The sequence below is a fragment of the Methanococcus voltae genome (genome assembly GCF_024807655.1).
GTDB classification, from domain to species: Archaea; AGJL01; Methanococci; order Methanococcales; family Methanococcaceae; genus Methanococcus; species Methanococcus voltae_D.
This window is the reverse complement of the sequence record NZ_JANUCR010000001.1, coordinates 384,556-411,442: the sequence shown is the minus strand read 5'-3', so window position 1 is coordinate 411,442 and position 26,887 is coordinate 384,556. Positions and strand designations below refer to the sequence as shown.

Here is a 26,887-nt window from a genome sequence, read left to right as displayed (position 1 = left end):
AATAATATTTTCCCTTATTAATAATTGTTATCATTCTTATATTGTTTATAATCTTTCAAGTTATTTCGGTGAGTAAAATGAATTTACTTCCATTATTGGTAGTTTTCCCTATGTTTATGGCAATTGTGCTAAATTTTTTGCACGGAAAGGATAAATTAATTAAATATTCCTCAATCGCATTAGCAATAATTTTAATGACTTTACCATTTATCCCAAATTATGGTTATTATTTCTTTGGAAATCATGGGTTAGTGGAAGCTATGACTTCAGGCATTGCGTACCTGTTTAATCCTGCTAAGCAACTTATTTTAATAGTGCTTACTTTAATTGCATCTTTAACCCTTATTTCATCGGCAGGTGAAAAACAAAGCGGATTAGTTACTTCATTAGTTTTAATGGGTTTGGCAAGTGTTACGGCAGTTGTATTATCTGAAGATTTGTTTAATATGTACGTATTTTATGAAATAACCGCTATATCTCAAACTGGGCTATTATTAGCAACAGGTACTGAAAATTCTTACAAATCAGCTCTTAGATATCTTATAATGGGTAATTTTGCAGGTTCCATATTACTCTTAGGTATTGGTTTATTACTGTCTATTACGGGAACTTTGTTTATTCCTGAAATACATGCTAATTTATTGGCAAATCCTACAAATCCGGTTATTTATGGCGGTGCTTTAATGTTAATAATCGGACTTTGCTATGGTAGTGGATTGCCACCATTCCACACAATAAAATCCGAAGTTTACGCTGGTGCAAAGCCATTTATTTCAGCAGTCTTGCAAACATTTTCTAAATTTGTATTAGTTGCGCTTATGTTATTATTATTTAAATTATTCTATGGATTACCATTATTTGCAAATTTGCAAGTATTATTAATTGTAATTTCAATTTTAGGTATGGTATTTGGTGTAGTAATGGCACTTTTACAAACCGATTATAGGAAATTGCTTTCTTACCACGCAATAAGTCAAGGTGGGTATGTGGCTGCAGGTTTAGCATTGGGAACTCCGTTAGGATTTGTTGCAGGTATTTTTCACGCTATAAATCACGTTATTTATAAAAGTGCACTCTTTTTAGGGGCTCATATCGTATCAAATGAAAATAAAACCAGTAAATTAGATAAAATGGGTAATTTATTGCCAGTAATGCCATTTGTAGCTTTTATGGTACTTTGTGCAAAATTGGCAATTAGTGGTGTACCCCCATTTAATGGTTTCCAAAGTAAATTATTACTTGCAGAAGCTTCTATAAATGCAAATTTACCTGAATTAACAGTTATTATGATATTGGTAAGTATTGGTACCTTTGTGTCTATGATGAAGGCATTTTATATGATATATTTAAAACCAAATGGATTAAAAGATTTAGAAGAACTTAAAAAGGATTATAACAACCCTATGTTAAAATATCCTAAATTTTCATTACTTATATTAACAATTTTGTGTATAATATTGGGTATTTTCCCAGAAATTATTACAAATACGTTATATAATTCATTTGACAATTTTTTAAGCACTTTATAGGTGTTTAATTTTAATTATTAATGATATTCATATTATTATAATATTAGTACAATATTAGTACAATATTATTCATAAATTAATTAAATATTCATCTTAAAAATCAAAAAACATGATATTATTTGGTGTTTTTATGAGTTATGACAAATATGGAAAAGAATTGGACAAAAAAAAGCATGGTGATGGTGTATCGGTAGGTGCAGTATTAACAGCTGAATTTACACTATATGGCTTTATCGTACTTTTGGCAGTTATGATTTTTAGAATTTACAGCAATGTGCTTTATGGATTAATAGGCATTTCTTTAACGGCTTTATTATTATCGCAATTGCCTTTGGTATTTAAATTTGAAAAAGAAAATTCAAACGATATTTCAACACAATTGTTTTGGTTATCCATGTTTTGTGGTGGTATATCTATTGTATTATATTTTGCTCACTAATATAAGGTGATTTAATTGAGAAACTTTATAACAAGAGATATTGCAGTGTTCTTATCTTTCTTATTCTTTGGAGTTGCCATATTGTATTCTATATTCAATATTAATGTAGTACAAGGAATAAATGCAGTTTATACGAGTACTTACATCGTTCCTAACTTTGTGACGGCCGTACTATTTGATTGGAGGGCTTTTGACACATTGGGAGAATGTTTAATTCTTGTAACGTCAGTAATGGTTACTGGAATGGTATTTGGAAGAGGTATGTATAATACGGATTTTTTAAAATCGATATTTTATGAAAACGTAGATACGGCTAATGATACGAATAAGAACGTTGATAGTATTGATTTAGGATTTACTTCCATAATAAAAGTTATTACGATGCCTTTAAGTATAATAATAATGGTTTTGGGCATTATAACAATTTTGGCGGGTCATATAACACCAGGCGGTGGTTTTCAGGGTGGAGCTCTAATTGCTGTAGCATATATTTTGGGAATCGTTGGTTATGGGATAACTTCACCATTATGCTTTACTCATCATTTCTTGGAAAAATTGGAAACCTATGGCGCCCTATTTTTTATGATAATGGGTGCTTTAGGTATGTTTGTATCTGGTTATTACTTGCTTAATATTTCTGTGCTTAATGGTATTCCACTATTTCCATCACCTGAATCTATGGGAAGTGTGGGTTTAATACCTTATTTGAATATTGCAGTAGGTTTTAAGGTTTTAGCCGGTTTATCCTCAATTACTTTACTTCTAAGTACTAAAAAAATATTTATAAATGCTGATTTGAAAAATTCTAAATTTTAATTAGATTTAGAGTATAATTTATCAGAATTAACCTATAAACTGAGTGATAATTATATAATTATTCAAATCTATAAATATTATATAATATGAAAACAGGATAACTATGAGATAAAATTATAGAATATCAAAAATATGTGCATATAAAAATATGTGTATTTATATACATATGTTAAGATTTAACTATAAATAACGTTTAAATAGGTTAAATCAATGATTATATTGAATTATGGAACTTTGGCATTATTTCGGTGATAATGTGAATTTAGATATTTCAAATACCCTCTTAAGTACGATATCTTCGCTTGATATTATGTATATATCAATAATAGGAATTATCGTAGGATTTATATTGGGTTTAAAAATAAATGAAAAACTTAAATTGTTGCATTGGCTTGTTTTGGGACTTTTTGTAGCTTTTTTATTAGGCTCAACCCCTTACTATCAGGAAATTCCTTTTTCCCATATCTTTTTGGCAGGAATTGTTGGCGTATTGGTTGGAAATATATGTAAATCTAATTTAAAGGCGATAAAATGATAATAACTAATTTGGATAAGTGTATTTCTGAGCAAGAAAAAGGTTGCAACAAAAAGTGTATGGAGCTTTGTCCAACCAACGCAATAAAAATGATTGGTGGAACCGCCATATCTTGTATTACCTGTGGTAAATGTGCAGAAGTATGTCCGACCAACGCAATATTGGAAAATGAATATGGGGGATACTACGTAGATAGGAAAAAGTGCGTAGGCTGTGCCATATGTGAAAAGAATTGTCCAATAGGTATTATCAAAATGGTTGACGAAAATAAAGAACATCCTTTAAAGTCCAAAACTGAAAAAGACAGAAAAAGCAACGTATTAGGCAATAAATCTGCAGTATCCAGTGAGAAATACCCTACTGGCATGTGTGTAATGTGCGGTTTATGTACTAAAGCCTGCGATAATGCAAGGATTTATTTTAATCCGAAGGAATTACGAACTTCAAAAAACGAGATGTTGGCAAAAAGATATGCAACCATCTATAAAGTATTAAATGCTAATTTAAATACAAATTTAAAGCCCGATAAGTTAGAAAATTTAAATACATTAAATAACTCAAAAAAATCAAAAATTGAAGTTAAATCTAAAAAATCAATTTCAAAAGATGAATTATCGGATGAACAAAGATATTCTATAATTATAGATTCGGAAAAATGTATAAATTGTAATAGATGTATATATGAATGTCCAACCAACGCAATAGAGTTATTGGAAAATTTAACAAATAATGAATGTATTAATTCAAATTCTATGCTATTTAATCCACTCAATAGTAAATTAAATCCAAAAATTGAAAAAAGTAAGGTTAAATTATGCACTGAATGTAATTTGTGTGAAGAAGTATGTCCTACAACGCCTAAATCAATTTACAAAGGTAGGATTAGAGATGGCTGTATATTATGTACGAGTTGTGTACAGGTCTGTCCAAGAAATGTTTTAGATGTTGAAAACTTCAAAATAGTTAACAAAGGAAAATTAGCTGATAATACTTCAATTGACGAAGATACTAATAATAAAAACAACTACGAACCTAAAGTTTACTGTATAAATTGCGGAGCATGTGTAAATGTGTGCCCAAATAATGCTTTACTATATAAAGACGGTAGAATATTGTATAATAAAAATAACTGTACTTTATGTATGGAATGCGTTAAAGCGTGTCCTCAAGGTATTAGGCGTGTAATAAACAAGGATTCGGAAGATTTAAAGTCTAAATTGATAGGAAATTGTGTTTTATGTGAAAAATGTATTACAAAATGTCCTGAAGATGCAATCGAAATTGTAAAACGGGAAATACCCTTCGAAGTAATCGATAAATCTTGTATAGGTTGCGGAACTTGTGCTGAAATTTGCCCAAATGATTCGTTAACCATTTTAATAAACAATTTATCTCTTGAAGATAATACGGCATCTGATTTCAAAGTTTTGTTTGATGAATCGTGTATATCCTGTCAAAAATGTGGAATGTATTGTCCAAGAGACGTTTTACCAAATATTACAGGCATAAAAAAGACTGTGGATAAAGAATATTCTTATATCCATACAGAATATGACTACTGTGTAAGCTGTGGCTTGTGTAATAAAATTTGCCCAAATGATTGCATCGATTATGGAGCAATTGATACGGAAAAATGTGAATTGTGTTCAGCTTGTGCGAATATATGCCCAACCAACGCAATAAAAACGTTTAGAACATGGAAATAACATATTAATAACATATTATGGCATATTATAGCATATTATACATTAATAACAAAAAGTAATATGTAATGTAATATAATACCATTTTATAATTAAATAGGCTTAAAAATATATAATATGGCGATATTATGGACTCGGGAGTTAGGGAATTATCAAAAATATTTATTTCTGGATTTTATCGTAATTTAGAACGTATAATTTTCGGTACTGGTAGATATACTTCGAAAGAAATGACTGAAAGCATTTTAAAAGGTATTGTATTACCCGAAAATGTTTTGAAAGATATATGTATAGGCTGTGGGGGTTGTGCAAATGCTTGTCCAACCAAAGCCATCACAATGGAGCAAATTGAACCTATAAAATTAACTGAAGATTATTCAAAAGAGTTTATACCTGTAATAGATGCTGAAAAATGTGTATATTGTTTATATTGCCATGATTTTTGCCCAATATTTGCATTATTTAATGAAATTTCTCCAATACATCCAAGACACGTGGGTGATTCAAAGAATATAAAAATTGACGTTTCGAAAGTTCTTGAAAAACCTGTGGAAATTTCAGAAGAAAAAATACAATCAATTATGAAAATATTGTCTATTAATTTAGATAATGTAATAAAAAATAAAAATAAAGCATAATATATTGAAATAATTTGAAATATTTTTACTAAAAATAAAGAGATGGGTAGCAATGTTAAAAGAAATAAGTAGAAAAAAATGTATCCATGTAATGTTAGTATATACGGGGGGTTGCAACGGCTGTGATATAGAGGTTGTAAACTGTGTATTATCCCCATATTACGACGCTGAACAGTACAACGTGTTTTTAACTTGGAATCCTCGTGAAGCGGATATTTTAGTTGTTACTGGTTGTGTTACAAAAACCATCACAGCTTCTTTGAAAAAAATATATGAGGAAATGCCTGAACCGAAAGCGGTTGTAGCTGCAGGGGCTTGTGCACTAATGGGTGGAGTTTACGGCAATATAGGGGCAGATTTAGGTACATCGGACTTCATAGATGGACCTGTTAAAAATATAATCCCTGTAGATGTAAATGTTCCAGGGTGCCCTCCAAGACCTGAAGATGTAATTACGGGAATAGTTAAAGCAATTCCTAAATTATTAGAAAAATAAACGTTTATAAAAGCTTTATTTGTCAAATAAATATTTTAAAATTAATTTATTTATTGCATTGTTTATCTTATATCTTTATTCAAATTAATTCTTGTATTGTACATCATTTATTCAAATTATATTCAAATTATTATGTTCGGTGATTTTATGGTATTATTTCAGGAATTGGCATCAATTTTGGGAATTCCATTGATTGCATTTGCGATATCAACATGGATACCAGGTATTCAAAGAAAAATTCAGGCCAGAATTCAGCAAAGAAAAGGACCTTCTTTAGCATCAATAGGATATTGGGGATTTTTTAAGGCTTTATATAAGCAAACAATAACACCAGTTTCAACTATGCCTAAATTATACCATTTTATGCCAGTATTAAGTTTCTTAACAATATGGGTTATTTTGGCGATGACATCTTTAACTCATTTTCACATACTGTCAAATGAGATAGGTATCGTAGGTCTCTTAAAAATTGAAGAAATGACTTATATTATTATGGGGGCATTATCTTCAACAGTAATGGGGATTAGGATGCCATTCAAAGACCTCTGTAAAGGTGGTAAAGGAGAACTATCTTTAAGGATGACTTTGGAACAGTTGGGTGCAGTTAGGGCTTTTAAAATGATAACTGTAGGTTCGTTCCCTTTTTACATTGCCACTTTATTACCCTTTATACCCCATGGTTCGATAATGTTAAATACGGTTGTAGGAAACACCTTTTTGTTTAGCTTAGGTGGTATATTAGGGGCTTTGGCATATTTCATAGGATATATGATAATGTTGAAAGAATATCCTTTCTCAATAATGCACTCAAAGGCAGACGTTTTGGAAGGCCCTACTATGGAACTTTCAGGACGATACAGGGCACTGTATTTGGCAGTTCGGGAAATGTTAATGATAACATTAGGAAGTCTTTTCGCAACATTGTATTTGGGAATTGCACCGGATTTATTAAATCCGATAACTATCGTGTTGAATTTTGCAGTAGCACTATTGTTCCCACTAATGGCTTCTGTAATTAGTGCATATACGCCAGTTTTAACATTTAAGCAAGTTTATCCCTTATCTTTATTGGGCACTGTAATCGGTTTAATCGGTTTAATATTGGCAATAATGGGAATTTAATACGAATTATGACATTTATCTTTAAATTTTCTTTTTCATTTACTTATTTTTTATATTATTTTTTATATTATGGAATTATAATTTTAATTCCAATACTTATAAACATAATTAATTAAAAATTTTTAACAATATATTTTTTGAACGTTAACTTAATATACTTGAGTGTCTTAATTAGGTAAGATAACCTAAAAGGTTCTCACATTAACGGGAGTAATCCCGTAGGGAATGTAGCGAATGCCGAACCCGGAAACAAAATATTGACTACAGTGAGTGATAAAATGAGTATGTACAAACATATCCAAGAAGCATGGAAAAAGCCTGCTGAATCATATGTTAAAGACTTACAATGGGTAAGAATGCAAGATTGGAGAAAAGAGCCAACCGTTGTAAGATTAGAAAAACCTACAAGAATTGACAGAGCAAGAAACTTAGGCTACAAGGCAAAACAAGGCGTTATCGTAGTTAGAGTTGCTGTAAGAAGAGGAGGTTTGAGAAAACCAAGACCAAAACACTCTAAAAAACCAGCAACAATGGCAGTTAAAAAAATCACAATGGCAAAATCAATTCAGAGAATTGCTGAGGAAAGAGCTGCTAAAAGATACCCTAACATGGAAGTTTTAAACTCTTACTGGGTAGGTGAAGACGGTAAAAGAAAATGGTACGAAGTAATTTTGGTAGATATAAACTGTCCAACCATCAAAAATGATAAAAAGTACAGTTTCTTAGCTGACGGTGCTAACAAATGTAGAGTTTACAGAGGATTAACTTCTGCAGGTAAGAAAGGTAGAGGTCTTATGTACAAAGGTAAAGGTGCTGAAAAAGTAAGACCTGGTGTAAGAGCTAACCAAAAAAGAACAAAATAATTAAAATAATTAAAATAATTAAAATAATTAAATATTATTAAATATTATTAATCTAATTTTTTTAATTATTTATTTAATTATTATTTTTTATATTTATTTTTCATAGTACTATTGAAATTTTAATTTGTAATTTATACGTAATAATTTAGTAGTTTAGTTGAATAATAATATCATATATTTAAATATATGGTTATATATTAATTAATACATATTTTGAAATTTAAAAGAATACTATTTTATATTTAAATATTCAACAATATAATAACAAGATTTTTGGGGATACAATGGTTAATAGTATAAAAATATCTACAATCGCAAATGCGACCGAAGACGAGGAAAAAGTTCTCGATGCAATTTCTTTTTTCATACCAGATATAATTGACGACGAAGATGTGGATTTAGAAATAACTGAAACAGAGGGTTGTTTTGAGAATCCAATAAATATATTCTCTGCTAAACTTAAAAATAAAAAAGCAAAAATAACTTATGATTACATAGTCGATATGTTAAAGCAAAACACTAAAAATGTCGAAGATTTAAAAAATGATTTAGATTTGAGAATTGAAAAAAATGCAATATATTTAAGATTTGATAAACAAAAAGCTTACTTAAATGAATGTATTCTTTCAGAGGGGGACGATACCGTAAGAGTTTTGATAAAATTTAAGCTTTTTAAACCCAGTGGAAAAGAAGAAGAAGTTAAAAGATTGTTTTTAGAACGTTTAGATTCTAAATCTGTTTTTTAATTACTATTTACCATCTATATAATTATTTATTAATTATATACTTCATTCATTTTATTCAATTTATTCAATTTATTCAGTTCATTTTATCTTTATTGACGATTAGAGGGAGTTATTATGCACGAATTATCCTATGCAACTTCGATACTAAATGCTTTAATGGAAGCGGTAGAAAATCAGAAAGAACTTGGTAAAAATCCATTAAAAGTTTCTGAAATAAATCTTGAAGTTGGGGAATTGACATTAATTCAAATGGAACAATTAAAATTTGCTTTTGAAGTTATTGCTGAAAATACAATCTGTGAAGGTATGAAATTTAATGTAGAATACATAAAGCCACATATATTGTGTAAGGATTGTGGTTATGAGGGTGATGCGATGCCAAAAGACGAAATAGGCGTTTATTGTCCAAAATGCAACAGTATGCACTTAAAAATAAAAGGTGGAAAAGAGTTTAATATTAAAAATGCCATAATTGAATTTGACGATGAAGAATAAACTTACTAAAATAATAAAATAATAAAATAATAAAATTGATGTGTTAATTTATAGATATTTTATGTTTATTATATAGTTATTTTTTATTTTTATCTATTTTATACATTATTATAATTTTTTAAACATTTCTTTTTTGGCCCCACAAACAGGACATTTGCAATCTGCAGGCAAGTCTTCAAACTTCTTTTTTTCTTTATCTTCATCATACTTATATCCGCAAACAGTACATTGCCAAATTGCCATATTACCACCCCTCTGTTTTAATAATTATAGCTTTTTTAGCTTTTATTGTACATAATTAAATTATTATTAAGATATTATATATATTTACTTATTTAATTATTTTAATATATTATTAAATAATAATTTAAATTATTCCTGGTTAAATGCCATTAATTTTTCGATATTTGTTTTTTCCGAATCGGTCAATTTTTCGATATCAAATGATTTACCTAACGCAGTCCATAGTATTGAGTCAATGTGTAATGGTGGAATCTCTGTTGTTCTAGAAACTTCTTTCCAAAATTCTAACATATATTTATCAGTTAATTTAACGCCCTGTATTTTTTTAGGATTTTTTAAATTAATATCTAATATTTTTTTAGTATACTTTTCAATTCTACTGTCCAAAGGTATTTCAATATCCATAGGGTATGCAATATACTGTTTAAGTGAAATTCTGCAGGCATATCCATACATTTTAATGGAAAAAACAACTGTTTTAGCACTTTTTTGCGTATCTAAATTTTTAGAAACGATATTTCTTAATTCTTCCATATTTTCATAGTAATATTTTATTTCTTCGAAAGTCAAATCCTTTAAAAATTCATATATTTTTTCAAGTCTCTTTATTTTTGTAATGTGAAATCGTCTATTTCCTTTAGAATTTTTCAAGAAATTGATAAATTCTTCAAGTAATAGCTCTTTATTACCCGAATACTTTTCTAATATTTTATTCTCTTTATTGGACCAATATTGACTAAATTCCGTCCACCACGCTTCCCCCGTCCCAGAAAGTTGATAGCTAATAAGTGAATTCATAATTACCAATTTAACAAATACTTCTACCGCTAAATCTTCGTAAAAATCTTGCATTTCTTCTTCAACTTGTTCTATTAAACTATTATATAGGTTGGTTAACATTTTGTATTGGATATCAATTTCTTCTTCAAATTTTCTCGCTGTGTTAATGTCAAAATTCTTAAGTAAATTAATTAATTCGTTCTTTTTATTTTCGTCGCTATGTTCTGTTGATTTGTTAATTGTAATTTTTTTCATCATATCACACACATCAGATATTAAGTTAATATCAAATATAAGTTAATAAATTATATTATGAATCCCGAATTATATAATTCATATCTTTATAAAATAAATATATTTAAAAATTTTTTTAGCAAATATATTTAAATGTATAAATTATTTCCATAATTTCATATTGTATATATGTATTGGAACTATATATTACCTATTCTAAAAAATGTGAAAAAATCAAAAAAATCAATGAAAACTGATAAGATTTAATACTAATTATATATCATAATAAATTTAATTAAATTTATTTTAATCTTCGGTGTTTATGTATTAAGGGCATAATGTTGGGATATTATGGGTAATTTTCAAGAGTATACTAATAAAAATAACAATGATAACAATAAAAATAATTTTAAAAAGAGAATTGAATCAAATAAAACAATTTTAAATAATTTATATAATGAAAAAGTAATCGATAGGGGTTATTATTACTATCTGAATAGAAATATAATCTATAATGTAAGATATGACAATTATTTGTATGGTGTAGTTGCAGGCGGTCAAAAATACAAAGTTAAAGTCGATTTGAAGAATTTAACGGGGCAATGTACGTGCGGTTATAAAAATAATTGTAAGCACGCATATGCACTTATTTTATCTTATTTCAATGATACATACATTGATGGTGAAAAATTACTAAATTCATTAGATAAATTGCCTAAAGAAGAGATACTAATTCATTTGAAGAATATAATTGTTGATAATTACTTATGGGTTGATTATTTTGACAAGAAAGTTAAAACTGATAAATCAAAAGTACATAATAATGTTGAATATGGTAATGGAATTAAAAATGAATTAGAACTTGCTAAAAATATGTTAAAATTATTAAATTTGGAAAAAAAGAACATATTTACATTTAAATCCTATTTATCAAATGAATTTTTAAATAACGCAACCGATGAACAAATAATGGAATTTATACAATATTTTTTAAAATCAAAATATTATTATGACATAGAAGATTCATATTATGAAGAAATATTACACAAATTAATATCTGAGTTATTTAAACGTTCAAATGAAGATGTAATTCATAAACTTTTAAACTTATCTAAATCAAACAATGATTTATGGATGGTTAATGATTATATAATTGACAACGAATATTATGACTTATTAGATTAACTAATAATTGATTAGTTATTAATTACACTAATGAATATATTTATATAATTAATATATCATAAAAAATAATGTCATAAATTACAATTAATATATAATACGAACAATAATGATAAATAAATATGAATTATAATTATAAATTCATAATTGTGTATTATATAACTTAATAACCAAATTGATTATTAATAATGTTAATATTGGTGATAAAATGGATTTAGATGTAAGCGGAACAGTTTGCCCAATGCCGGTTTTGAAAACTAAAAAGGCATTAGATGCAATGAGTTCAGGAGAAGAATTAACCGTAACTGGTGATTACAAACCTGCATTACAAAATATCGTAAGATTCGTAGAAGAAAAAGGACATAAAATAGTTTCTGCAGATGGAAATTCTGACGGTTTCAAAGTAGTTATTTTAAAAAACTAATTTAATAAGAGGTATATTTATGAAATTTACTGTAATTATTACAACTGCACCATATGGTCAAGAAAGAGCATATTCTGCATTAAGATTTGCCCTTACAGCACTTGTGGAAGGTATCGATGTTAACATCTTTTTATTAGAAGATGCAGTTTACGTTGCAAAAGGTACTCAAAACCCAGTGGACGTTCCTAACTATTTAGAGCTATTAACTGGCGCAATTGATGCAGGAGCTGTTGTTAAAGCTTGTGGTCCTTGTTCAAAGGCAAGAGGAGTTTCTGAAGATTTAGTTGAAGGCGTTCAACTGGCTACAATGCACGATTTAGTAGATTTCGTTAAAGATGCCGATAGAACAATTACTTTTTAAATAAATACTTTATAATTAAATACTTATTTATCTTAACCATCAGGTTAATTTAACAATATTTTTCTTTTTAATTATTTTTTTAAGTTTTTTTATTTTTCATATAGCTTTTTTCATAGGGTATTATTTACTTTCCTAACTTTTTATACTCGATTTCCATAATCAATTTTTTATATCCTTAAGGGTATACAGATATCTAAATTAATCAAATTATTATAATTTTAAATTATTCATCTGGTGAATTATGTTTTTAGAAGCTAAATACAATAAAATGAAAAAATTACAGTATGCTGTAGATAACAATCTTGTTGATAAAGAAATAATGTATTTTGTAGATAGAATAAACGAAGAAGACGAGTATTATACGACAAGTAGCTGTATAGGTCGTTGCGGGATTATGGAATTCCCAAAAAACGTGAATACGAAAATTTATTCAAGATGGCTGGGAAAATGGCACCACTATGCAACAACTGACGAAATGAATATCGCCATAGAAAGTGCATCACCGGATTATGACAGACTTTATTTTGTTTTAAATTCTCCAATAATGCATATAGCTTGTAAAGATGCTTTTTCTGCGAAAAAACTTTTAGAAATAGCTTACCACAATGGTTTAAAGGCTTCTTCGATAAAATCTTTATCTGAAAAACGTTATATTGTAGAATTTTTGACAACTATGAAATTAGATGCCCCCATCGGATTTGATGGTAAATTAGTTGTAGACGACAATTATTTAAATATTTTATTAAATGAAAGTAATTTAAAACTTATGAAAGCAAGAGAAATGTTGCATAGGGTTTATTTAAAATTTGATGAAGAATTTAGTCGTTAAATTATATATATACATATATGTATATATATATATATATATATATATATATCGATATATTCAAGAAACTTATTTTTGAGAACGTTCAAAAAGCTTAAAATAAAAATAAATAATGCATAGGTCCTAAATAAATTTAAAATAAAATCAATTGAAAAGTATATTATATTTTAAAATAGAAATATACAATAAATATGAAGTACACATAAAATATATGCATAAGATATTGATATCCTAAGAATCAAAGATATTTTATAATTAAAATTATTTTATGGATGGTGAAAATTTGAAAGTATTTATTTATCCCACAAACAGCCTTATATTAGCAGATTTGGTTGAACGATTTGGTCATAAACCATTAATGATTAATAATGCAATCGGTGAAAAAGTAAGGAATGCAGAAATTGACCACCCACCTATGAATATCACTGATGAAGACCCTAAAAAAGGTTTAAAATATGCAGCAATTGAAGTTCCATCGGGTGTTAGGGGCAGGATGTCTATGATAGGACCTCTTATTGACGAAGCAGAAGCCGCAATCATAATGAATAAAGCACCAATGGGTTTTGGATGCGTTGGTTGTGAAAGAACAAACGAATTAACAAAATATTTGGTTAGAAGGTCTGAAGTACCAATATTAAATTTGGAATACCCCGAATCAGACGAAGATGCAACAGTAATTGTTAAAAAGATAGCTTTATTTTTGGAAGATTTAGGAAATAAATAATTAATAACTAATTAATAAATACTAAATAAATACTAAATAAATACTAAATAAATTATATTTTTTTATGATATTATCTATTTTACTATTTTATTTATTCTAATTTTAAATAATGGGGCGGAATTGTGAAAGATAAATTTATAAATGATTTAAATGCTGAAATGGACAATCAAATAATGTCAAATTGTTCTAATGCCTACAAAACATCTGTAAAAAACTTTTTTAAGGAAGATATTGGTGAATCAATTGGTATACGTGTACCTATTTTGAGAAAAATTTCTAATGAATATTATAAAAAGTTAGAAACTTATTTAAAAGAATATTATCGAGAAAACACTAATTTAAATAATGAAGAAGTAAATAAATTAATAAAAAATGATTTATATGATATTTGTAAAAAACTTTTGGATAATCCTATTTTTGAATATAAGAATTTGGGACTCATAATGTTGCATAAATCTAAAAAATATTATGAAAAAGAAGATTTTGAATTTTTTAAATACATTGCATCGAATTATATAACAAATTGGGCATATTCGGATGAATTTTCAATACACGCATTTTATGAACTAACTAAAAAATATCCGGAGTTATTAGATGATTTATTTAAATTTACAGATTCTAAAAACCGATGGGAACAAAGAATAAGTGCAACTGTGTTGATACCCCACATAAGAAAAGTGGATATTAGAGATAGGGTTTTTAAAACTGCAGATATTTTAATCCTGGTTCGTGATGATATGGTCGAAAAAGGCATCGGTTGGCTTTTAAAAGTTACTGCTGATAAATATCAAGAAGAAGTTTATAATTATGTTTTAGAAAATAAAAATAATATGACTAGGACTACATTAAGATATGCTATTGAAAAAATGCCTAAGGATTTAAAAAAAGAAGCAATGAAGTAATACTTTAATTTATCCTACTTTTTAATAAGTATTTTATAATTTTAATTTTATTATACTATTATTATTATTATTATTATTTTTAATTATCTCCTATTATCTCATTTTTTAATATATTCAAGGTAAGCTTTATATCCTATAATTTAATACTATATACTGAATTAAGTATGAATCTATAAATTTAGATTTGAAAACATTGAAAATCAATTAAATCAAATTCAATAACTTATATCTCTTATATATTAATCCAGTATAAATTCTTAAAAGTGAAATCATGATACAAAGATGCAGAGAATGTGGAAAAGAATACGACGTAGATGAAATAATATACAACTGTGAATGTGGCGGTCTTTTAGAAATTAAATATGACCTCGAAAAAATTAAAAATGAAGTTTCAAAGGAACAATTAAGGGAAAGAAGAAGCGGTGTTTGGAGATATTTGGAATATTTGCCAGTTAAAGATACAAATAAAATCGTTAGTCTTTGGGAAGGCGGAACTCCATTATATAAATGCGACAACTTAGCTAAAAAGTTAGGTTTAAAGGAACTTTATATTAAAAACGAAGGTGCAAACCCAACCGGTAGTTTTAAAGATAGAGGAATGACTGTAGGTGTGACAAGAGCAAATGAATTGGGCGCTCCCGTAGTTGGTTGTGCTTCAACAGGTAATACCTCAGCATCATTAGCAGCTTATTCAGCAAGGTCTGGTAAAAAATGTATCGTTTTATTACCTGGTGGTAAAGTAGCACTCGGTAAGTTGGCTCAAGCTATGTTTTACGGTGCAAAAGTAGTTCAAATCAATGGAAACTTTGACCAAGCTTTAGTTATGATTAAAAACTTAGCACTCGAAAACAAACTTTACTTACTTAACTCAGTAAATCCATTTAGATTAGAAGGTCAAAAAACAATCGGTTTCGAAATTTGCGACCAGTTGGATTTTGAAGCTCCAAGTACTGTTATTTTACCAGTTGGTAATGCAGGAAATATAAGTGCAATATGGAAAGGTTTCAAAGAGTTTAAAGAAACAGACTTAATTGATAGCTTACCAAAAATGATAGGTATCCAAGCAGAAGGTGCTCAACCAATTGTTAAGGCTTATAAAGCTCAAAAAGATAATATCAATCCAGAAGACAATCCTGAAACAATAGCAACCGCAATAAGAATTGGAAACCCTGTAAATGCTGTAAAGGCTCTCGAAGCTATTTATCAATCAAATGGTTTAGCTGAATTTGTAAGTGATGAAGAAATAACTGCGGCTCAAAAATTATTGGCTCAAACAGAAGGTATTTTCGTAGAACCAGCATCAGCTTCCTCAATCGCAGGTTTAATAAAATTATTAGATATGGGTGCAATCGATAAAGAAGGAAAAATTGTATGTATTACTACTGGAAACGGTTTAAAAGACCCTGACGCAGCAATCAAAGCAAGTACATTACCTTCTGAAATTGAATGCGATATGGAAATTTTAAAGAAAGTAATTGAAGAATAATTTTAGTTCACTTACTTAAAGAATTTTAATTTTTTTAAATAATACTTATTTATTTTTATTTTTAATTTTTAACAATAATTTACTTAAAAACACTTTGGTTAATGATATAAAATATTCAACCAATAATACTAATAACAATATAACATAATAAAATAATACTAAGAATAATAATAATAATAATAATAATAATAATTTATATGGGTGAATTATGGCAAATCCAAAAGATATAATATTTAAAGAGTCCGAAGATTTGGAAAAAATTTTTGAAACTCTCGAATATGTTAAAGGACCGAATTTAGATGAAGATATTTCTTTAAAAGATGTAGTATCTAACTATTACTCAAAAATAGGATTTCAAGCATCACATCTTGGCAAAGCTGTAAAAATTTGGAAGAAAATTGAAGAACTTAGAAAAACTGAGGAAGTAGTAGTTTTTATGGGCTATACTTCAAATATGGTGTCATCAGGACTGCGTGAAATCATTGCATACATTGTAAAGCATAATAAAGTTGACGTTCTCGTTACCACTGCAGGAGGTATTGAAGAGGACTTTATAAAATGTGTAAAACCATTTATAATGGGCGATTGGAATTTAAATGGCGTGGAATTGCGTGAACAAGGCATAAATAGAATAGGAAATATTTACGTCCCAAATGACCGATACATTGAATTTGAAACCTATATGACCAAGTTTTTTGATGAATTAGCGTTAAAACAAAAAGAAACACACAAAGTAATTTCTGCAAGTGAGTTCTGCTATGAATTAGGTAGATTTATGGACGAAAATCTTGGAAAAGAAAAAGAAGACTCAATAACTTACTGGGCATATAAAAATAATATTCCTATATTCTGCCCTGCAATCACCGACGGTTCAATAGGTGATATGCTTTATTTCTACAAGAAAAATGAAAAAGACACTAATTTAATCATAGATGTTGCAAGTGATATTGTAAAATTGAATGATAAAGCAATAGATGCTAATAAAACAGCCTGTATTGTTTTGGGCGGCTCATTGCCTAAACATAGTATAATCAACGCTAATTTATTTAGAGAAGGAACGGACTATGCAATATACATTACAACAGCAACGCCTGCAGACGGTTCTTTAAGTGGCGCACCCCCCGAAGAAGGTGTCTCTTGGGGTAAAATCCAAACAAAAGCCGATTATACTGAAATATGGGCAGATGCTACTATTGTATTCCCAATATTGACGTATACAGTTTTTAAATAAGTTTATGGGTTCATATATACTATTATATGATAATATACAATAATAATAATAATAATAATATACAAAAATAATACTTTTTTAATTTTTTTAAAATAGACTTTAATGTTAATTAACTTAAAATGTTAAAACATTAAAAGAATTTAGTAAATTCAAATAATTTAAAAAATATCTAACGATTAATAAAAATATATGATAATATTTTTATTAAATAAGATTTAAGCTTATATAAATCGTTCATGCTAACTTGGTAAATATAACGGTGTTTTATCAAGTATTAACATATAACATAATCCATATATTTTAAAATATCAACTAAATGAATTCAAATTATTAAATACTGGTATTTAATAGGGTGACCTTAATTAAGTGGTTATGTGCAACTAATGCACATTACATTATAGTACTTCCGTAATATATATAGCTTACGATTTAATGCTCATAATTAGCGTATTGCGGAATCTAAAAATTTTGAAAGTATTATAATGGATAAAGAATATGCATTCTACAAAATAATAATGTAAACTAATAAAATAATAAAATAATAAAATAATAAAGTAAATTATCTAATTTCAGATTATTTGGATTAATTTATCTCATTTTTCAAAATATAACCTACAGATTGTCCGAATGCAATTCCTCCATCTCCATTTGGCACATTATTATGTAAAAGTATATTAAAACCTTTATTTTTTAATTTAATTACCATATATTCTGTTATTATTCTGTTATAGCTAACTCCTCCAGTAAGTCCCAAGGTATTGATATTCAATTTTTTAGCAGAATTCTCGGAAATAATACATAAACAGTTAGCCAAAACTAAATGAGCATAGTATGCTATCCCTTTTTTACTAAATACTTCATTTTGCAACAGGGTATAACAATCATAAACTATTTCGGAGGTTTTTATAATATTATTTTCATAATCAATAAGTCTTGAATAACGAATGTTATCCATATTTTCAACAAATTCTAATATTTGCTTTTTTTCTTTTTCATCACAGCTATTTGCAAAAGCTTCTAATCTTATAGACGGTTCTCCATCATAAGTTTTTTTGAAACAAACGGATAACAAAGCAGCTACGCTATCTAATACTCTACCGGTTGATGTGGTAATTGCAGTATTTAATCCACTTTTTATTTGCATTTTAATTAATTTTAATTCTTTTTCTGTTAATTCGGGGTATTTTCCAATGTATTTTTTTACAAATTCAAATGATTCATCAAGACTCATTTTTTTGCTAAGTATGGAAAACAACATTCTAAGGGGGTATTTTGTGGATAAATCACCACCCAATTGCAACTGTTCTTCTAAATGACCTATACGATGTATTTCATAGTTTTTATCGCAATATAATAATTCTCCACCCCAAATATTGCCATCTTTACCATATCCAAGTCCATCAAGGGCAATGGTTATGTTGGGTTCAAAAAACCCATTATCGCCCATTAATGAATATACGTGAGCAGCATGATGTTGTATTTCAAACATAGGTGCATCATATTCTTTTGTTAGTTCATTAGCAAATTTTTTGGAGTTAAATTGAGGGTGCAAATCGCAAACAATCGTATCTAACTTATTTGTATTTGTTAATCTAAGGATATTATGTACAGCATCTTTTAAATAGTTGTAAGTTTCATATTTTGACGTATTTCCGATATACTGAGTCATATAAAACTTATTTCCTTTAGTTAAGCAAGCTACAGAATTTAATTCAGCTCCAACAGATATTATGTTTTTTTCAATTTTTTTATTATTTAACTCATTTATAATTTCTTTATTTTCATTTTCATTTTCATCTTTATTTTTATATTTATTTTTATTTTCAAATTCTGCCATTTTTGAGAAATCTATTTCAATAGGTTCTGGAGCATAGCCTCTTGAACGTCTTAATATCATCATTCTATTAGATATTAATTTTAAAACGCTATCATCGCATCTATTTACAATATCTCGGTTGTGTAATAAGAAATAATCTGCAATATCTTTTAAACTTTCGATAATTTTGTCATTTGTAATTGCCATCGGTAATCCTGGTAGATTTGCAGAAGTCATTACATATGCAGTACATTTGCCAAATAATAAATAATGTAAGCCAGAATATGGCAACATTACGCCTACAGTGTCTAAATTAGAAATATTTTCAGAAATGTATTTATTATAACCGTTTTCTTTTTTCTTTAAAGCCACTATTGGTCTCCTATATGAATTTAGGGCTTCTTCTTCTATTTTTGTGAATTTTGAAAATAATGGATATTTTTCTTCAGTACTCATAATTGCAAAAGCTTGCGTAGGTCTATTTAACCGTTTTCTAAGTTCTAATATAGCATCATCGTTATTTGCATCACATACCAAGTGTGTGCCACCAATTCCTTTTATTGCAAGTATTTTACCATCTTCCAATAGTTCAACGGCTTTTTTAATTGCTGATTCTTTTTCTAATAATTTATTTCCATTCGAATCTGTTAAAAATACTTTTGGACCACATTTATCGCAACAATTCGCTTGAGCGTGGAATCTTCTATCATTTGGATTTTTATATTCTTTTTCACAATTTTCACATAATGGAAATTTGTCCATCGAAGTGTTTTCTCGGTCATAAGGTAGTTTTTTTATAACTGTAAACCTTGGACCACAGTTTACGCAAGCAATAAACGGATATTCATATCGAATATCTTTTTTATCCTTCAATTCTTTTATACAATCATCGCACAATGCTATATCGGGCGGTATTGTACCGGCTACTTCATTATTTACATTTTGACTCGAATATATATGAAATTCTTTATTTAATTCTTCTAATCCATCTAATTTATTATTTAAATCATTATCTAAATCATTATTTGTATCAATATCTTCTATTTCTAATTTATTTATTTTTGATAACACAGGTTTTTCCTCTTTTAAATTTATTAAAAAGTTGTTTATATCTTTTAAATTACCATTAACTACTATTTCCACAAAATTCCCTTTATTTTTGACATATCCTTTTAGATTATTTTTTTTTGCGATATTATAAACAAAAGGTCTAAATCCAACGCCTTGAACAATACCACTTACAAAAATTTTTTTTAACATTTTATCACTTAATTAACAAAAACAATAACTTATAACTCTAATGCATCATATTTAATTTCAATATATGTTGATTATATATTAATTCAAAGCTTTATTAATTACTTTTTAATTAATTTTATATAATTCATATATTATTATATTTAGATGTTAAGATATTATATTTTAGAATAACTACTTTAAAATACATAATAAGTAATTAGTTTTAAAAATCTTAAATATTTTAAAAGTTTTAAAATAGAAAAAAATAATTTATTTAATATTTTTAATTAGTATTTTTTATTTAAATATCTCCTGTATAAACATTTTGGATATCCTGTACATCCTAAGAATTCTCCTTTTTTAGTTCTGATACTTCTTAAAGCACTTCCGCACCAAGGACATACATTTTCACTTCTATTTTTTAGTTCATCAGTCAATGTATTTTTATTTTTGCACAATCTATCGCCATTGTACCTTATTACTTCATTTTCGACATCAACGTAAACCAAATAGTTTTCAAACAACTTTGCATATTCTAAATCAATGATTAATTCATCGTTTTTATGGCACATTCCTTTAGTGATTTCAGACTCTGTTTTTAAAGGTAATAACCAAAATCCTTCGCCTGAATAATTAAACATTTTAGACATATATTTAATTCTACCGATTAGCCATTCATAATCTCTATTTGCAATGTACTCGGCACTTTCTTCGATGGAGGTTAACTCGTTCCTATCTTTAATCCTGTCGAGTACATCTTTCACGTGAATATCATTCTTTGAATAATCTTCAAGCAATAGGTTTTTAAATGTAGCTATGAATTCAGGTTTACTGATTTTGACGGCTAAGAGCAATCCTGTGAATCCATTACTTACGATATATTTTTCTTTTTCTACTAATGAATCTTTGTCAAATTTTAAATAAACTCTTGCATTTATAAAGTTATTTCCGTTTTCAGATTTTCCTTTTTTAATTATGAAAGAAGTTCTATAGTTTTGAGTAATTCCATAATAGAAAACTGGCTTTTTACCATTTTTTATTCCAATCATTGACACTAAACATTCTGGAACTTGCCAATCTTGACCAAAGTTATTTTTATCCAATTCTGTTACGTTAAAGTGTATATTTTTTGTTAATTCCTTAAATAAGTCGTGCCCCATTTTTTCACCGAGGTATAATTCAAATATATAAAACATTAATTTTAAATTAGTTTAAGTTTATACATTTGTTAAATTCTTGTTTTTTTCGTTTTTTCGTTTTTTTAATTATTTATTTTTGAATAATTAAATATTATTTATCTATATTTCATATTATATGGTTGTTTATTTGATATATTTAATATTCAGGCTTCGGTAAACTTTCATCTTCACATTCGACTACTAAAATTAAAGGACCACTACCTTTTAAATATTCATCCACACATTTTTTTATTTCATTTTCTGATTTAACTAATTTGGACGTTATGCCATAAGCTTCCCCAATTTTTAAATAGTCAGGGTTGTCCAAATCACAAAAAATGTTTAATCTACTATTTTTCATAATTACTATTAATATTTTTAAGTTATTTTTGGCAACAGTTGCTAATTCTTGGATATTCATCTGAATTCCGCCGTCTCCATTAATGTTTATGACTTCTCTGTTTATATTTTTGTCAATACACCCGTACTTGACACCAATGGAACAAGGAAGCCCAAAACCCATAGTACCCATACTATGGGATGATATGATACTTTTAGGTAATGTACACTTTTTAAATAGCGATGTAAATACAGTATGATTTCCCGCATCTGTTATTATAATCGAATCATTAGGGATTGATTCTATTAATTTTTTAACTTTTTTTGAGTAATCTTTAAATTCCAATATATTTTTAAATATATTTTTGTTATTTTTTTCATAATTACAATGTTTTTGAAATATATCGGGGTTATTAAAAATCTCGTTGAAATTTTTAACAATTACTTCAATATCTGAAATGCAATTGATATTAATATCTAAATTAATAATTTTTGAGTTAATATCATTCCAAGATTCAAGTATTGTATTGTACGATAAACTTGAACCTAAATTTATTAGTAAATCACAATTTTTTAAATATTTGTTGGCAAAATAACCTCTTCTTCCTATCATACCGAAGCATTTCTCATTTTCTTCTGAAATAACGCCTCTTGCAGGGTATGTAGTAACTATAGGAATTTTTAAGGTTTTTAGTATCTCGTCAATATGAATTATTTCGGAATAATCAAGTTGTCCAAAAATACCCTGCCCAAGTAATAACATAGGATTTTTAGATTTTTGAACAAGTTCATTATTTTTTAAATTCTCAAAATATTCAATGATTTCAAGATTTTCAACTATTTCATTATTCATAGTATTTATGCAGTATTTAGTATGTAGTTTGTTACATAATTCACTATTGTTATGATTATTAATATACTTTTCATAAGATTTATAATTCTTTGTAATTTTTAACGAACCAAATGATTTATCAATCGAATCATAAACATTTTTTGAAATATTTATTTGGATAGGTTTTCGAGTAAATAAGCTTTTTTCAAATACCTTTTTTATATTTGATAGGTTTTCATCGTCTGATTCACAAATATAACAACCTTCTTCAAAATCTAAGAAATTCATAGGTATTTCTTGGAAAAATTCCGTACCGATGTATTTTGAAGGACATCGACCCGTAAAACATACAATAGAAGAATTATCCCGATATGCTGTAGCAACACCCGTTGTTATGTTGGTTGCACCAGGTCCTGCAGTAACTAAACAAACACCCGTTTCATTAGTGATTCGAGAATAACCATCGGCCATATGGGCTGCAGCTTGCTCGTGTTTAACAGTTATTAATTTTATATTAGAATTTTCAACTGCCCTATAAAATGGTAATATTTGTTCACCAGGATATGAAAAAATGGTTTTTATTTCATTGTATTCTAAAAAATCAACTAATTTGTCCACAAATTTTTTAGAATTTGAATTATTCATTAAATCCCTCATTAAATCTTGGTTAATTTTTTTTTATTCTTTTTTATTCTTTATTATTTATTCTTTTTTAATTTTAAAACCTTATTTGTTAATTTCTTCAAGAGTGTATTTCAATTTTGGTGAATAATTTTCTATTAATTTAAAAATAGATATAAAATGTTCTTCAAAACTTTTTAAATCTTCAAAAGTGGAATTTTCAATGATATAATCGCCTACATCATCATCTTTTGCGTTTAATATTTTAAATACTTTTGAACCATTAGTTAATCGAGGATTATCAAGAATTTCGTCTTTATCGCCATCGGTAATGCCAATTATTTTAATACCGAATCTTGCAAGTATGTCTCCACAAACTGTGGTTGTATCATCGCCAATAGTCAATACTGCTGAAATAGGACCTTTTTTTAGCATTTCCAAAGTATTTTCTCCAGCGTGGTGTATAACTATCAACTTTCCAACTTTTTTATCATCGGTATTTTTATTTTTAACATCGTTTAATTTAACGTCAATGTTTAAATCTTCGCATAAATTACTATGTCGTCTTAACATACCAGTTTTAATAATTATGTTGTTCAAATCGATATCTCCCAATTTTTCAACACCGTGCCATTTAACTTCTGCATTTTTGATATCGATAATTTTACCATCTTTGCAAATAATTATTACTTCTTCGCCTTTTGAACGTCCTACAACTATCCCATTAACCATTATTGATTCATTAGGGCTTACACCGTGTATTTTACGGCATTGATTTCCTAATTCGTCATAATATACATTCATACCTTTACTTATGCAGTTTTCAACGGATATGTTAAATTCAGTACTAATAACGTTAATTAGTCCATTGACAAAACTTTCAAAACGTTCATTATAGGTATTATCTTTAAAATTATCTTCAGCATTATTTTTTTTATTTTTTAAATTTTCCCCAATATATTTTTTATTCCATAATAATATAGTTCCATCTTTTTCACCAGGTCTTTCAATTTGAATAACCGTTTTGTGAACTTTGGAATTGTTTATAACAATTTTACCAAAGGTATGACCTGTAATTTTGGATTTACCATAATTTAGCAAAAATAATATATCATTGAATTCCCCGAGTTTTTGAAGGGACTTAGAAGGTACTAATTTTTCCGAAATATCGATTATTTCTTCCAAATTATTGTCTATAACGGCAACCCTCCCCATTGTACCCCCTAATTTTACATATATTTCTTTTTCAAACTCTAACTCGGAGGAAAATTTATAATTTTTAATTATATCGATTATTTTTTTAGCATATCTGCTATCAATAATTTCAGGGCCGTGAACTACAATTCCTATTTTAATTTTATTATTTTGAAAATTGTTTTTCATAATTTCACATTTTATAATTTCACATAATTTTAATAAATCATATGGGTTATTTTTGCATCATTCATTGAATTCTATTCCTTTCTCATTTAACGGACATATATATTGACAATCTTTACAAAATATACACGAATTGATGTCTAATTTTATAATGCAAGCTTTATTGTAATCTTTTGGTAATATTATCGCATTCATTGGACAATAATTTTTACAAATCATACATTCGTCATTTAATTTGTTTTTTTCATTTATTTCTAAATTATTATTTTTGGAATATCTACAATTATCAGATATTACAATTTTTGATAATGATTTATCGTAGGATATTGCTTTTTCTGGACATTTTGGGACACAAAGCCCGCAATTATTACATTCATTTGTGATATGAGGGGTATTTATTATAGGTATTTCATTCATAATTATTGGTATTGTACAAAATAACGCACAATAACCGCATTGTATACATTTTTCAGAATCTATATCAAACCTATTAAGATTTATGGCATCTACTGGGCATACATTTGCACAAGCACCACAGTTTTCACATATAATATCTTTAAATTTAAATATTTTAATAGATTCTGTAGTACATACCTTTTCACATAAACCACAAGCTAAACAATCTATAACTATGGGTTTTTTAGTTCGAGCTTGTTTATCAAATTCTTTTGGACTTAAAACGTTTGAAAGAATGTTTTTTAATAATTTGCTTTTTGAAATTCCTTTTTGAACTGTTTTTTTTAACATATTATCCCTAAAAGTTAAAATTAGGAGTTATATATTTATTTATTTTTAATTCCTTACTTTTATCTCTTATTTTCTTCATTTGAATTCATCATATTTTTTAAATATTCAATTAAATTCTCTTTTCCAATATGTGAACGTAATTCATATATTTTTAAAGGAGTTATTTTTTCATATAATTTGTTATCATCAACATTCAAGTCTCTTGCTCTTGAATTTCCAATTCTAATTGCTATATCGTTTAAATTAGCGTCCATATTATCAGCGTGATGTATAATCCAAGCTTCTATCGAATCAGGGCGTGAAGAACCATAATCACCGTGATGACTTGAAACAACTTTGATTAATTTTAATGGAAAATCTCTTTTATAAAGCTCTGAAGTCGCTAAAGTCAAGTGTTCCAAATGAAAATCTGAACTGTGGTCAAATCGTCTAATGACCTTAGTTTCAGTTATGTATTCTGTTTTTTCAGTTTTTTCAGTTTTTTCATCTGAATTTTCATTATCTTTAAAATCTTTACAATTTTTGTCATTATTATTAATTTTAACTTTATATTCTTTTATTTCTTCTTTTATTTGGTAATTTTGGGGTTTCATTATGTCGTGGAGTAGTGCTCCTGCAACAATTAAATCTTTATCTAATTCTAAGCCATAAACTTCTTCCAAGGCTACTGCAATATTATATGAAAGTTTAGTTACTGCCATTGTATGCTCCAAAAGTCCTTTTGGGTACTTGTGATGTCTTTTAACACTTGCAGGGGACTCTTCTAACGAAACGTTAGACAATTCTATTTCACTGTGTGTTGGGAGGGGATTTTTTAAAAATTCAATAGTTTTTTCTTTAAGTACGGGGTCATTTATTTTTTCTGCTTCTTTAAATAGGCTGTCAACTGTTAAATTATCCATATTACAGGTATGTTTTATCATATTATTTCCTCAATTTGTAATAATTAATTAATAGGTT

Annotated in this window: 27 protein-coding genes; 19 read left to right on the top strand and 8 right to left on the bottom strand. The window is 27.5% G+C overall.

Annotated elements, in window-relative coordinates; translation table 11 throughout:
• The first annotated feature begins 77 nt into the window (after positions 1-77).
• The 11 genes from ehbF (at position 78) to hypA (ending at position 9,382) form a co-directional block, all read left to right on the top strand.
• Positions 78-1,529 (top strand): energy conserving hydrogenase EhbF, encoded by a 1,452-nt coding sequence (gene ehbF, locus J3E06_RS01915; protein WP_013180633.1) that lies wholly within the window; start codon positions 78-80, stop codon positions 1,527-1,529.
• A gap of 130 nt (positions 1,530-1,659) precedes the next feature.
• Positions 1,660-1,968 carry a hypothetical protein gene (locus J3E06_RS01910; protein ID WP_013180632.1) on the top strand — a complete coding sequence of 103 codons (309 nt, stop codon included), beginning with the start codon at positions 1,660-1,662 and terminating at the stop codon, positions 1,966-1,968.
• Between the two features lie 15 nt (positions 1,969-1,983).
• On the top strand, positions 1,984-2,784 hold the full coding sequence (locus tag J3E06_RS01905; protein WP_013180631.1) for a Na(+)/H(+) antiporter subunit B: 801 nt from the start codon (positions 1,984-1,986) through the stop codon (positions 2,782-2,784).
• A gap of 226 nt (positions 2,785-3,010) precedes the next feature.
• Complete coding sequence (locus J3E06_RS01900; protein WP_013180630.1) at positions 3,011-3,319, top strand: hypothetical protein; 309 nt, start codon at positions 3,011-3,013, stop codon at positions 3,317-3,319.
• Complete coding sequence (locus J3E06_RS01895) at positions 3,316-5,025, top strand: 4Fe-4S binding protein (RefSeq protein WP_013180629.1); 1,710 nt, start codon at positions 3,316-3,318, stop codon at positions 5,023-5,025. The genes J3E06_RS01900 and J3E06_RS01895 overlap by 4 nt, the downstream gene beginning before the upstream one ends.
• Positions 5,026-5,150: 125 nt before the next feature.
• Positions 5,151-5,660, top strand: a complete 510-nt coding sequence (locus tag J3E06_RS01890) for a 4Fe-4S binding protein (RefSeq protein ID WP_013180628.1) — start codon at positions 5,151-5,153, stop codon at positions 5,658-5,660.
• 52 nt (positions 5,661-5,712) lie between these two features.
• Positions 5,713-6,156 (top strand): NADH-quinone oxidoreductase subunit B family protein, encoded by a 444-nt coding sequence (locus J3E06_RS01885; protein WP_013180627.1) that lies wholly within the window; start codon positions 5,713-5,715, stop codon positions 6,154-6,156.
• Between the two features lie 147 nt (positions 6,157-6,303).
• Entirely contained in the window at positions 6,304-7,278 is a 975-nt protein-coding gene (locus tag J3E06_RS01880; RefSeq protein ID WP_418904708.1) for a respiratory chain complex I subunit 1 family protein, read from the top strand.
• 278 nt (positions 7,279-7,556) lie between these two features.
• Positions 7,557-8,141: a 50S ribosomal protein L15e gene (locus tag J3E06_RS01875; RefSeq protein WP_013180625.1), complete on the top strand. Its 585-nt coding sequence runs from the start codon at positions 7,557-7,559 to the stop codon at positions 8,139-8,141.
• Positions 8,142-8,425: 284 nt separating this feature from the next.
• Positions 8,426-8,887 carry an RNA-binding domain-containing protein gene (locus J3E06_RS01870; protein ID WP_013180624.1) on the top strand — a complete coding sequence of 154 codons (462 nt, stop codon included), beginning with the start codon at positions 8,426-8,428 and terminating at the stop codon, positions 8,885-8,887.
• Between the two features lie 114 nt (positions 8,888-9,001).
• Entirely contained in the window at positions 9,002-9,382 is a 381-nt protein-coding gene (hypA, locus tag J3E06_RS01865; RefSeq protein ID WP_013180623.1) for a hydrogenase maturation nickel metallochaperone HypA, read from the top strand.
• Between the two features lie 108 nt (positions 9,383-9,490).
• On the opposite strand, the gene J3E06_RS01860 is transcribed toward hypA, so the two are convergent.
• Positions 9,491-9,625 (bottom strand): rubredoxin, encoded by a 135-nt coding sequence (locus J3E06_RS01860; RefSeq protein WP_013180622.1) that lies wholly within the window; start codon positions 9,623-9,625, stop codon positions 9,491-9,493.
• A gap of 129 nt (positions 9,626-9,754) precedes the next feature.
• A complete protein-coding gene (locus tag J3E06_RS01855; protein ID WP_013180621.1) occupies positions 9,755-10,663 on the bottom strand; it encodes an N-glycosylase/DNA lyase in 909 nt (302 codons plus the stop codon).
• Between the two features lie 327 nt (positions 10,664-10,990).
• On the opposite strand from J3E06_RS01855, the gene J3E06_RS01850 reads away from it, so the two are divergent.
• From J3E06_RS01850 to J3E06_RS01815, 8 genes are all read left to right on the top strand, one after another.
• Entirely contained in the window at positions 10,991-11,824 is an 834-nt protein-coding gene (locus tag J3E06_RS01850) for an SWIM zinc finger family protein (RefSeq protein ID WP_013180620.1), read from the top strand.
• Between the two features lie 205 nt (positions 11,825-12,029).
• On the top strand, positions 12,030-12,245 hold the full coding sequence (locus J3E06_RS01845) for a sulfurtransferase TusA family protein (protein ID WP_013180619.1): 216 nt from the start codon (positions 12,030-12,032) through the stop codon (positions 12,243-12,245).
• Positions 12,246-12,264: 19 nt separating this feature from the next.
• Positions 12,265-12,606 carry a DsrE/DsrF/TusD sulfur relay family protein gene (locus J3E06_RS01840; protein WP_013180618.1) on the top strand — a complete coding sequence of 114 codons (342 nt, stop codon included), beginning with the start codon at positions 12,265-12,267 and terminating at the stop codon, positions 12,604-12,606.
• Between the two features lie 241 nt (positions 12,607-12,847).
• Positions 12,848-13,435, top strand: coding sequence for a tRNA(Phe) 7-((3-amino-3-carboxypropyl)-4-demethylwyosine(37)-N(4))-methyltransferase Taw3 (gene taw3, locus J3E06_RS01835; protein ID WP_013180617.1), 588 nt, complete (start codon positions 12,848-12,850; stop codon positions 13,433-13,435).
• 265 nt (positions 13,436-13,700) lie between these two features.
• The gene (locus J3E06_RS01830) at positions 13,701-14,156 is read left to right on the top strand and encodes a methanogenesis marker 5 protein (RefSeq protein ID WP_013180616.1); all 456 of its coding nucleotides are present in this window, start codon (positions 13,701-13,703) and stop codon (positions 14,154-14,156) included.
• A gap of 122 nt (positions 14,157-14,278) precedes the next feature.
• Positions 14,279-15,058: a DNA alkylation repair protein gene (locus tag J3E06_RS01825; RefSeq protein ID WP_013180615.1), complete on the top strand. Its 780-nt coding sequence runs from the start codon at positions 14,279-14,281 to the stop codon at positions 15,056-15,058.
• Between the two features lie 271 nt (positions 15,059-15,329).
• Entirely contained in the window at positions 15,330-16,544 is a 1,215-nt protein-coding gene (gene thrC / locus J3E06_RS01820; RefSeq protein ID WP_013180614.1) for a threonine synthase, read from the top strand.
• A gap of 208 nt (positions 16,545-16,752) precedes the next feature.
• Complete coding sequence (locus J3E06_RS01815) at positions 16,753-17,775, top strand: deoxyhypusine synthase (protein ID WP_013180613.1); 1,023 nt, start codon at positions 16,753-16,755, stop codon at positions 17,773-17,775.
• Positions 17,776-18,358: 583 nt separating this feature from the next.
• Here J3E06_RS01815 and hypF read toward each other — a convergent pair.
• The 6 genes from hypF to J3E06_RS01785 all read right to left on the bottom strand — a co-directional run bounded on the left by hypF (position 18,359) and on the right by J3E06_RS01785 (position 26,850).
• A complete protein-coding gene (gene hypF, locus J3E06_RS01810) occupies positions 18,359-20,851 on the bottom strand; it encodes a carbamoyltransferase HypF (RefSeq protein WP_013180612.1) in 2,493 nt (830 codons plus the stop codon).
• A 266-nt stretch (positions 20,852-21,117) separates the two neighbouring features.
• Complete coding sequence (locus tag J3E06_RS01805; RefSeq protein WP_048187195.1) at positions 21,118-21,990, bottom strand: topoisomerase DNA-binding C4 zinc finger domain-containing protein; 873 nt, start codon at positions 21,988-21,990, stop codon at positions 21,118-21,120.
• A gap of 175 nt (positions 21,991-22,165) precedes the next feature.
• Entirely contained in the window at positions 22,166-23,824 is a 1,659-nt protein-coding gene (locus J3E06_RS01800; RefSeq protein ID WP_013180610.1) for a thiamine pyrophosphate-binding protein, read from the bottom strand.
• 81 nt (positions 23,825-23,905) lie between these two features.
• On the bottom strand, positions 23,906-25,183 hold the full coding sequence (locus J3E06_RS01795) for a DUF2117 domain-containing protein (protein WP_013180609.1): 1,278 nt from the start codon (positions 25,181-25,183) through the stop codon (positions 23,906-23,908).
• Positions 25,184-25,240: 57 nt separating this feature from the next.
• Positions 25,241-25,927 (bottom strand): 4Fe-4S binding protein, encoded by a 687-nt coding sequence (locus J3E06_RS01790; protein WP_013180608.1) that lies wholly within the window; start codon positions 25,925-25,927, stop codon positions 25,241-25,243.
• A 59-nt stretch (positions 25,928-25,986) separates the two neighbouring features.
• Positions 25,987-26,850, bottom strand: a complete 864-nt coding sequence (locus tag J3E06_RS01785) for an HDIG domain-containing metalloprotein (protein WP_013180607.1) — start codon at positions 26,848-26,850, stop codon at positions 25,987-25,989.
• Between the last annotated feature and the right edge of the window lie 37 nt (positions 26,851-26,887).

Excerpts from the sequence above, each read along its gene's own strand:
- ehbF (WP_013180633.1), top strand. The coding sequence starts at position 78 with ATGAATTTACTTCCATTATTGGTAGTTTTCCCTATGTTTATGGCAATT.
- J3E06_RS01910 (WP_013180632.1), top strand. The coding sequence starts at position 1,660 with ATGAGTTATGACAAATATGGAAAAGAATTGGACAAAAAAAAGCATGGT.
- J3E06_RS01900 (WP_013180630.1), top strand. The coding sequence starts at position 3,011 with ATGGAACTTTGGCATTATTTCGGTGATAATGTGAATTTAGATATTTCA.
- J3E06_RS01895 (WP_013180629.1), top strand. The coding sequence starts at position 3,316 with ATGATAATAACTAATTTGGATAAGTGTATTTCTGAGCAAGAAAAAGGT.
- J3E06_RS01890 (WP_013180628.1), top strand. The coding sequence starts at position 5,151 with ATGGACTCGGGAGTTAGGGAATTATCAAAAATATTTATTTCTGGATTT.
- J3E06_RS01885 (WP_013180627.1), top strand. The coding sequence starts at position 5,713 with ATGTTAAAAGAAATAAGTAGAAAAAAATGTATCCATGTAATGTTAGTA.
- J3E06_RS01880 (WP_418904708.1), top strand. The coding sequence starts at position 6,304 with ATGGTATTATTTCAGGAATTGGCATCAATTTTGGGAATTCCATTGATT.
- J3E06_RS01875 (WP_013180625.1), top strand. The coding sequence starts at position 7,557 with ATGAGTATGTACAAACATATCCAAGAAGCATGGAAAAAGCCTGCTGAA.
- J3E06_RS01870 (WP_013180624.1), top strand. The coding sequence starts at position 8,426 with ATGGTTAATAGTATAAAAATATCTACAATCGCAAATGCGACCGAAGAC.
- hypA (WP_013180623.1), top strand. The coding sequence starts at position 9,002 with ATGCACGAATTATCCTATGCAACTTCGATACTAAATGCTTTAATGGAA.
- J3E06_RS01860 (WP_013180622.1), bottom strand. The coding sequence starts at position 9,625 with ATGGCAATTTGGCAATGTACTGTTTGCGGATATAAGTATGATGAAGAT.
- J3E06_RS01855 (WP_013180621.1), bottom strand. The coding sequence starts at position 10,663 with ATGATGAAAAAAATTACAATTAACAAATCAACAGAACATAGCGACGAA.
- J3E06_RS01850 (WP_013180620.1), top strand. The coding sequence starts at position 10,991 with ATGGGTAATTTTCAAGAGTATACTAATAAAAATAACAATGATAACAAT.
- J3E06_RS01845 (WP_013180619.1), top strand. The coding sequence starts at position 12,030 with ATGGATTTAGATGTAAGCGGAACAGTTTGCCCAATGCCGGTTTTGAAA.
- J3E06_RS01840 (WP_013180618.1), top strand. The coding sequence starts at position 12,265 with ATGAAATTTACTGTAATTATTACAACTGCACCATATGGTCAAGAAAGA.
- taw3 (WP_013180617.1), top strand. The coding sequence starts at position 12,848 with ATGTTTTTAGAAGCTAAATACAATAAAATGAAAAAATTACAGTATGCT.
- J3E06_RS01830 (WP_013180616.1), top strand. The coding sequence starts at position 13,701 with ATGGATGGTGAAAATTTGAAAGTATTTATTTATCCCACAAACAGCCTT.
- thrC (WP_013180614.1), top strand. The coding sequence starts at position 15,330 with ATGATACAAAGATGCAGAGAATGTGGAAAAGAATACGACGTAGATGAA.
- J3E06_RS01815 (WP_013180613.1), top strand. The coding sequence starts at position 16,753 with ATGGCAAATCCAAAAGATATAATATTTAAAGAGTCCGAAGATTTGGAA.
- hypF (WP_013180612.1), bottom strand. The coding sequence starts at position 20,851 with ATGTTAAAAAAAATTTTTGTAAGTGGTATTGTTCAAGGCGTTGGATTT.
- J3E06_RS01805 (WP_048187195.1), bottom strand. The coding sequence starts at position 21,990 with ATGGGGCACGACTTATTTAAGGAATTAACAAAAAATATACACTTTAAC.
- J3E06_RS01800 (WP_013180610.1), bottom strand. The coding sequence starts at position 23,824 with ATGAATAATTCAAATTCTAAAAAATTTGTGGACAAATTAGTTGATTTT.
- J3E06_RS01795 (WP_013180609.1), bottom strand. The coding sequence starts at position 25,183 with ATGAAAAACAATTTTCAAAATAATAAAATTAAAATAGGAATTGTAGTT.
- J3E06_RS01790 (WP_013180608.1), bottom strand. The coding sequence starts at position 25,927 with ATGTTAAAAAAAACAGTTCAAAAAGGAATTTCAAAAAGCAAATTATTA.
- J3E06_RS01785 (WP_013180607.1), bottom strand. The coding sequence starts at position 26,850 with ATGATAAAACATACCTGTAATATGGATAATTTAACAGTTGACAGCCTA.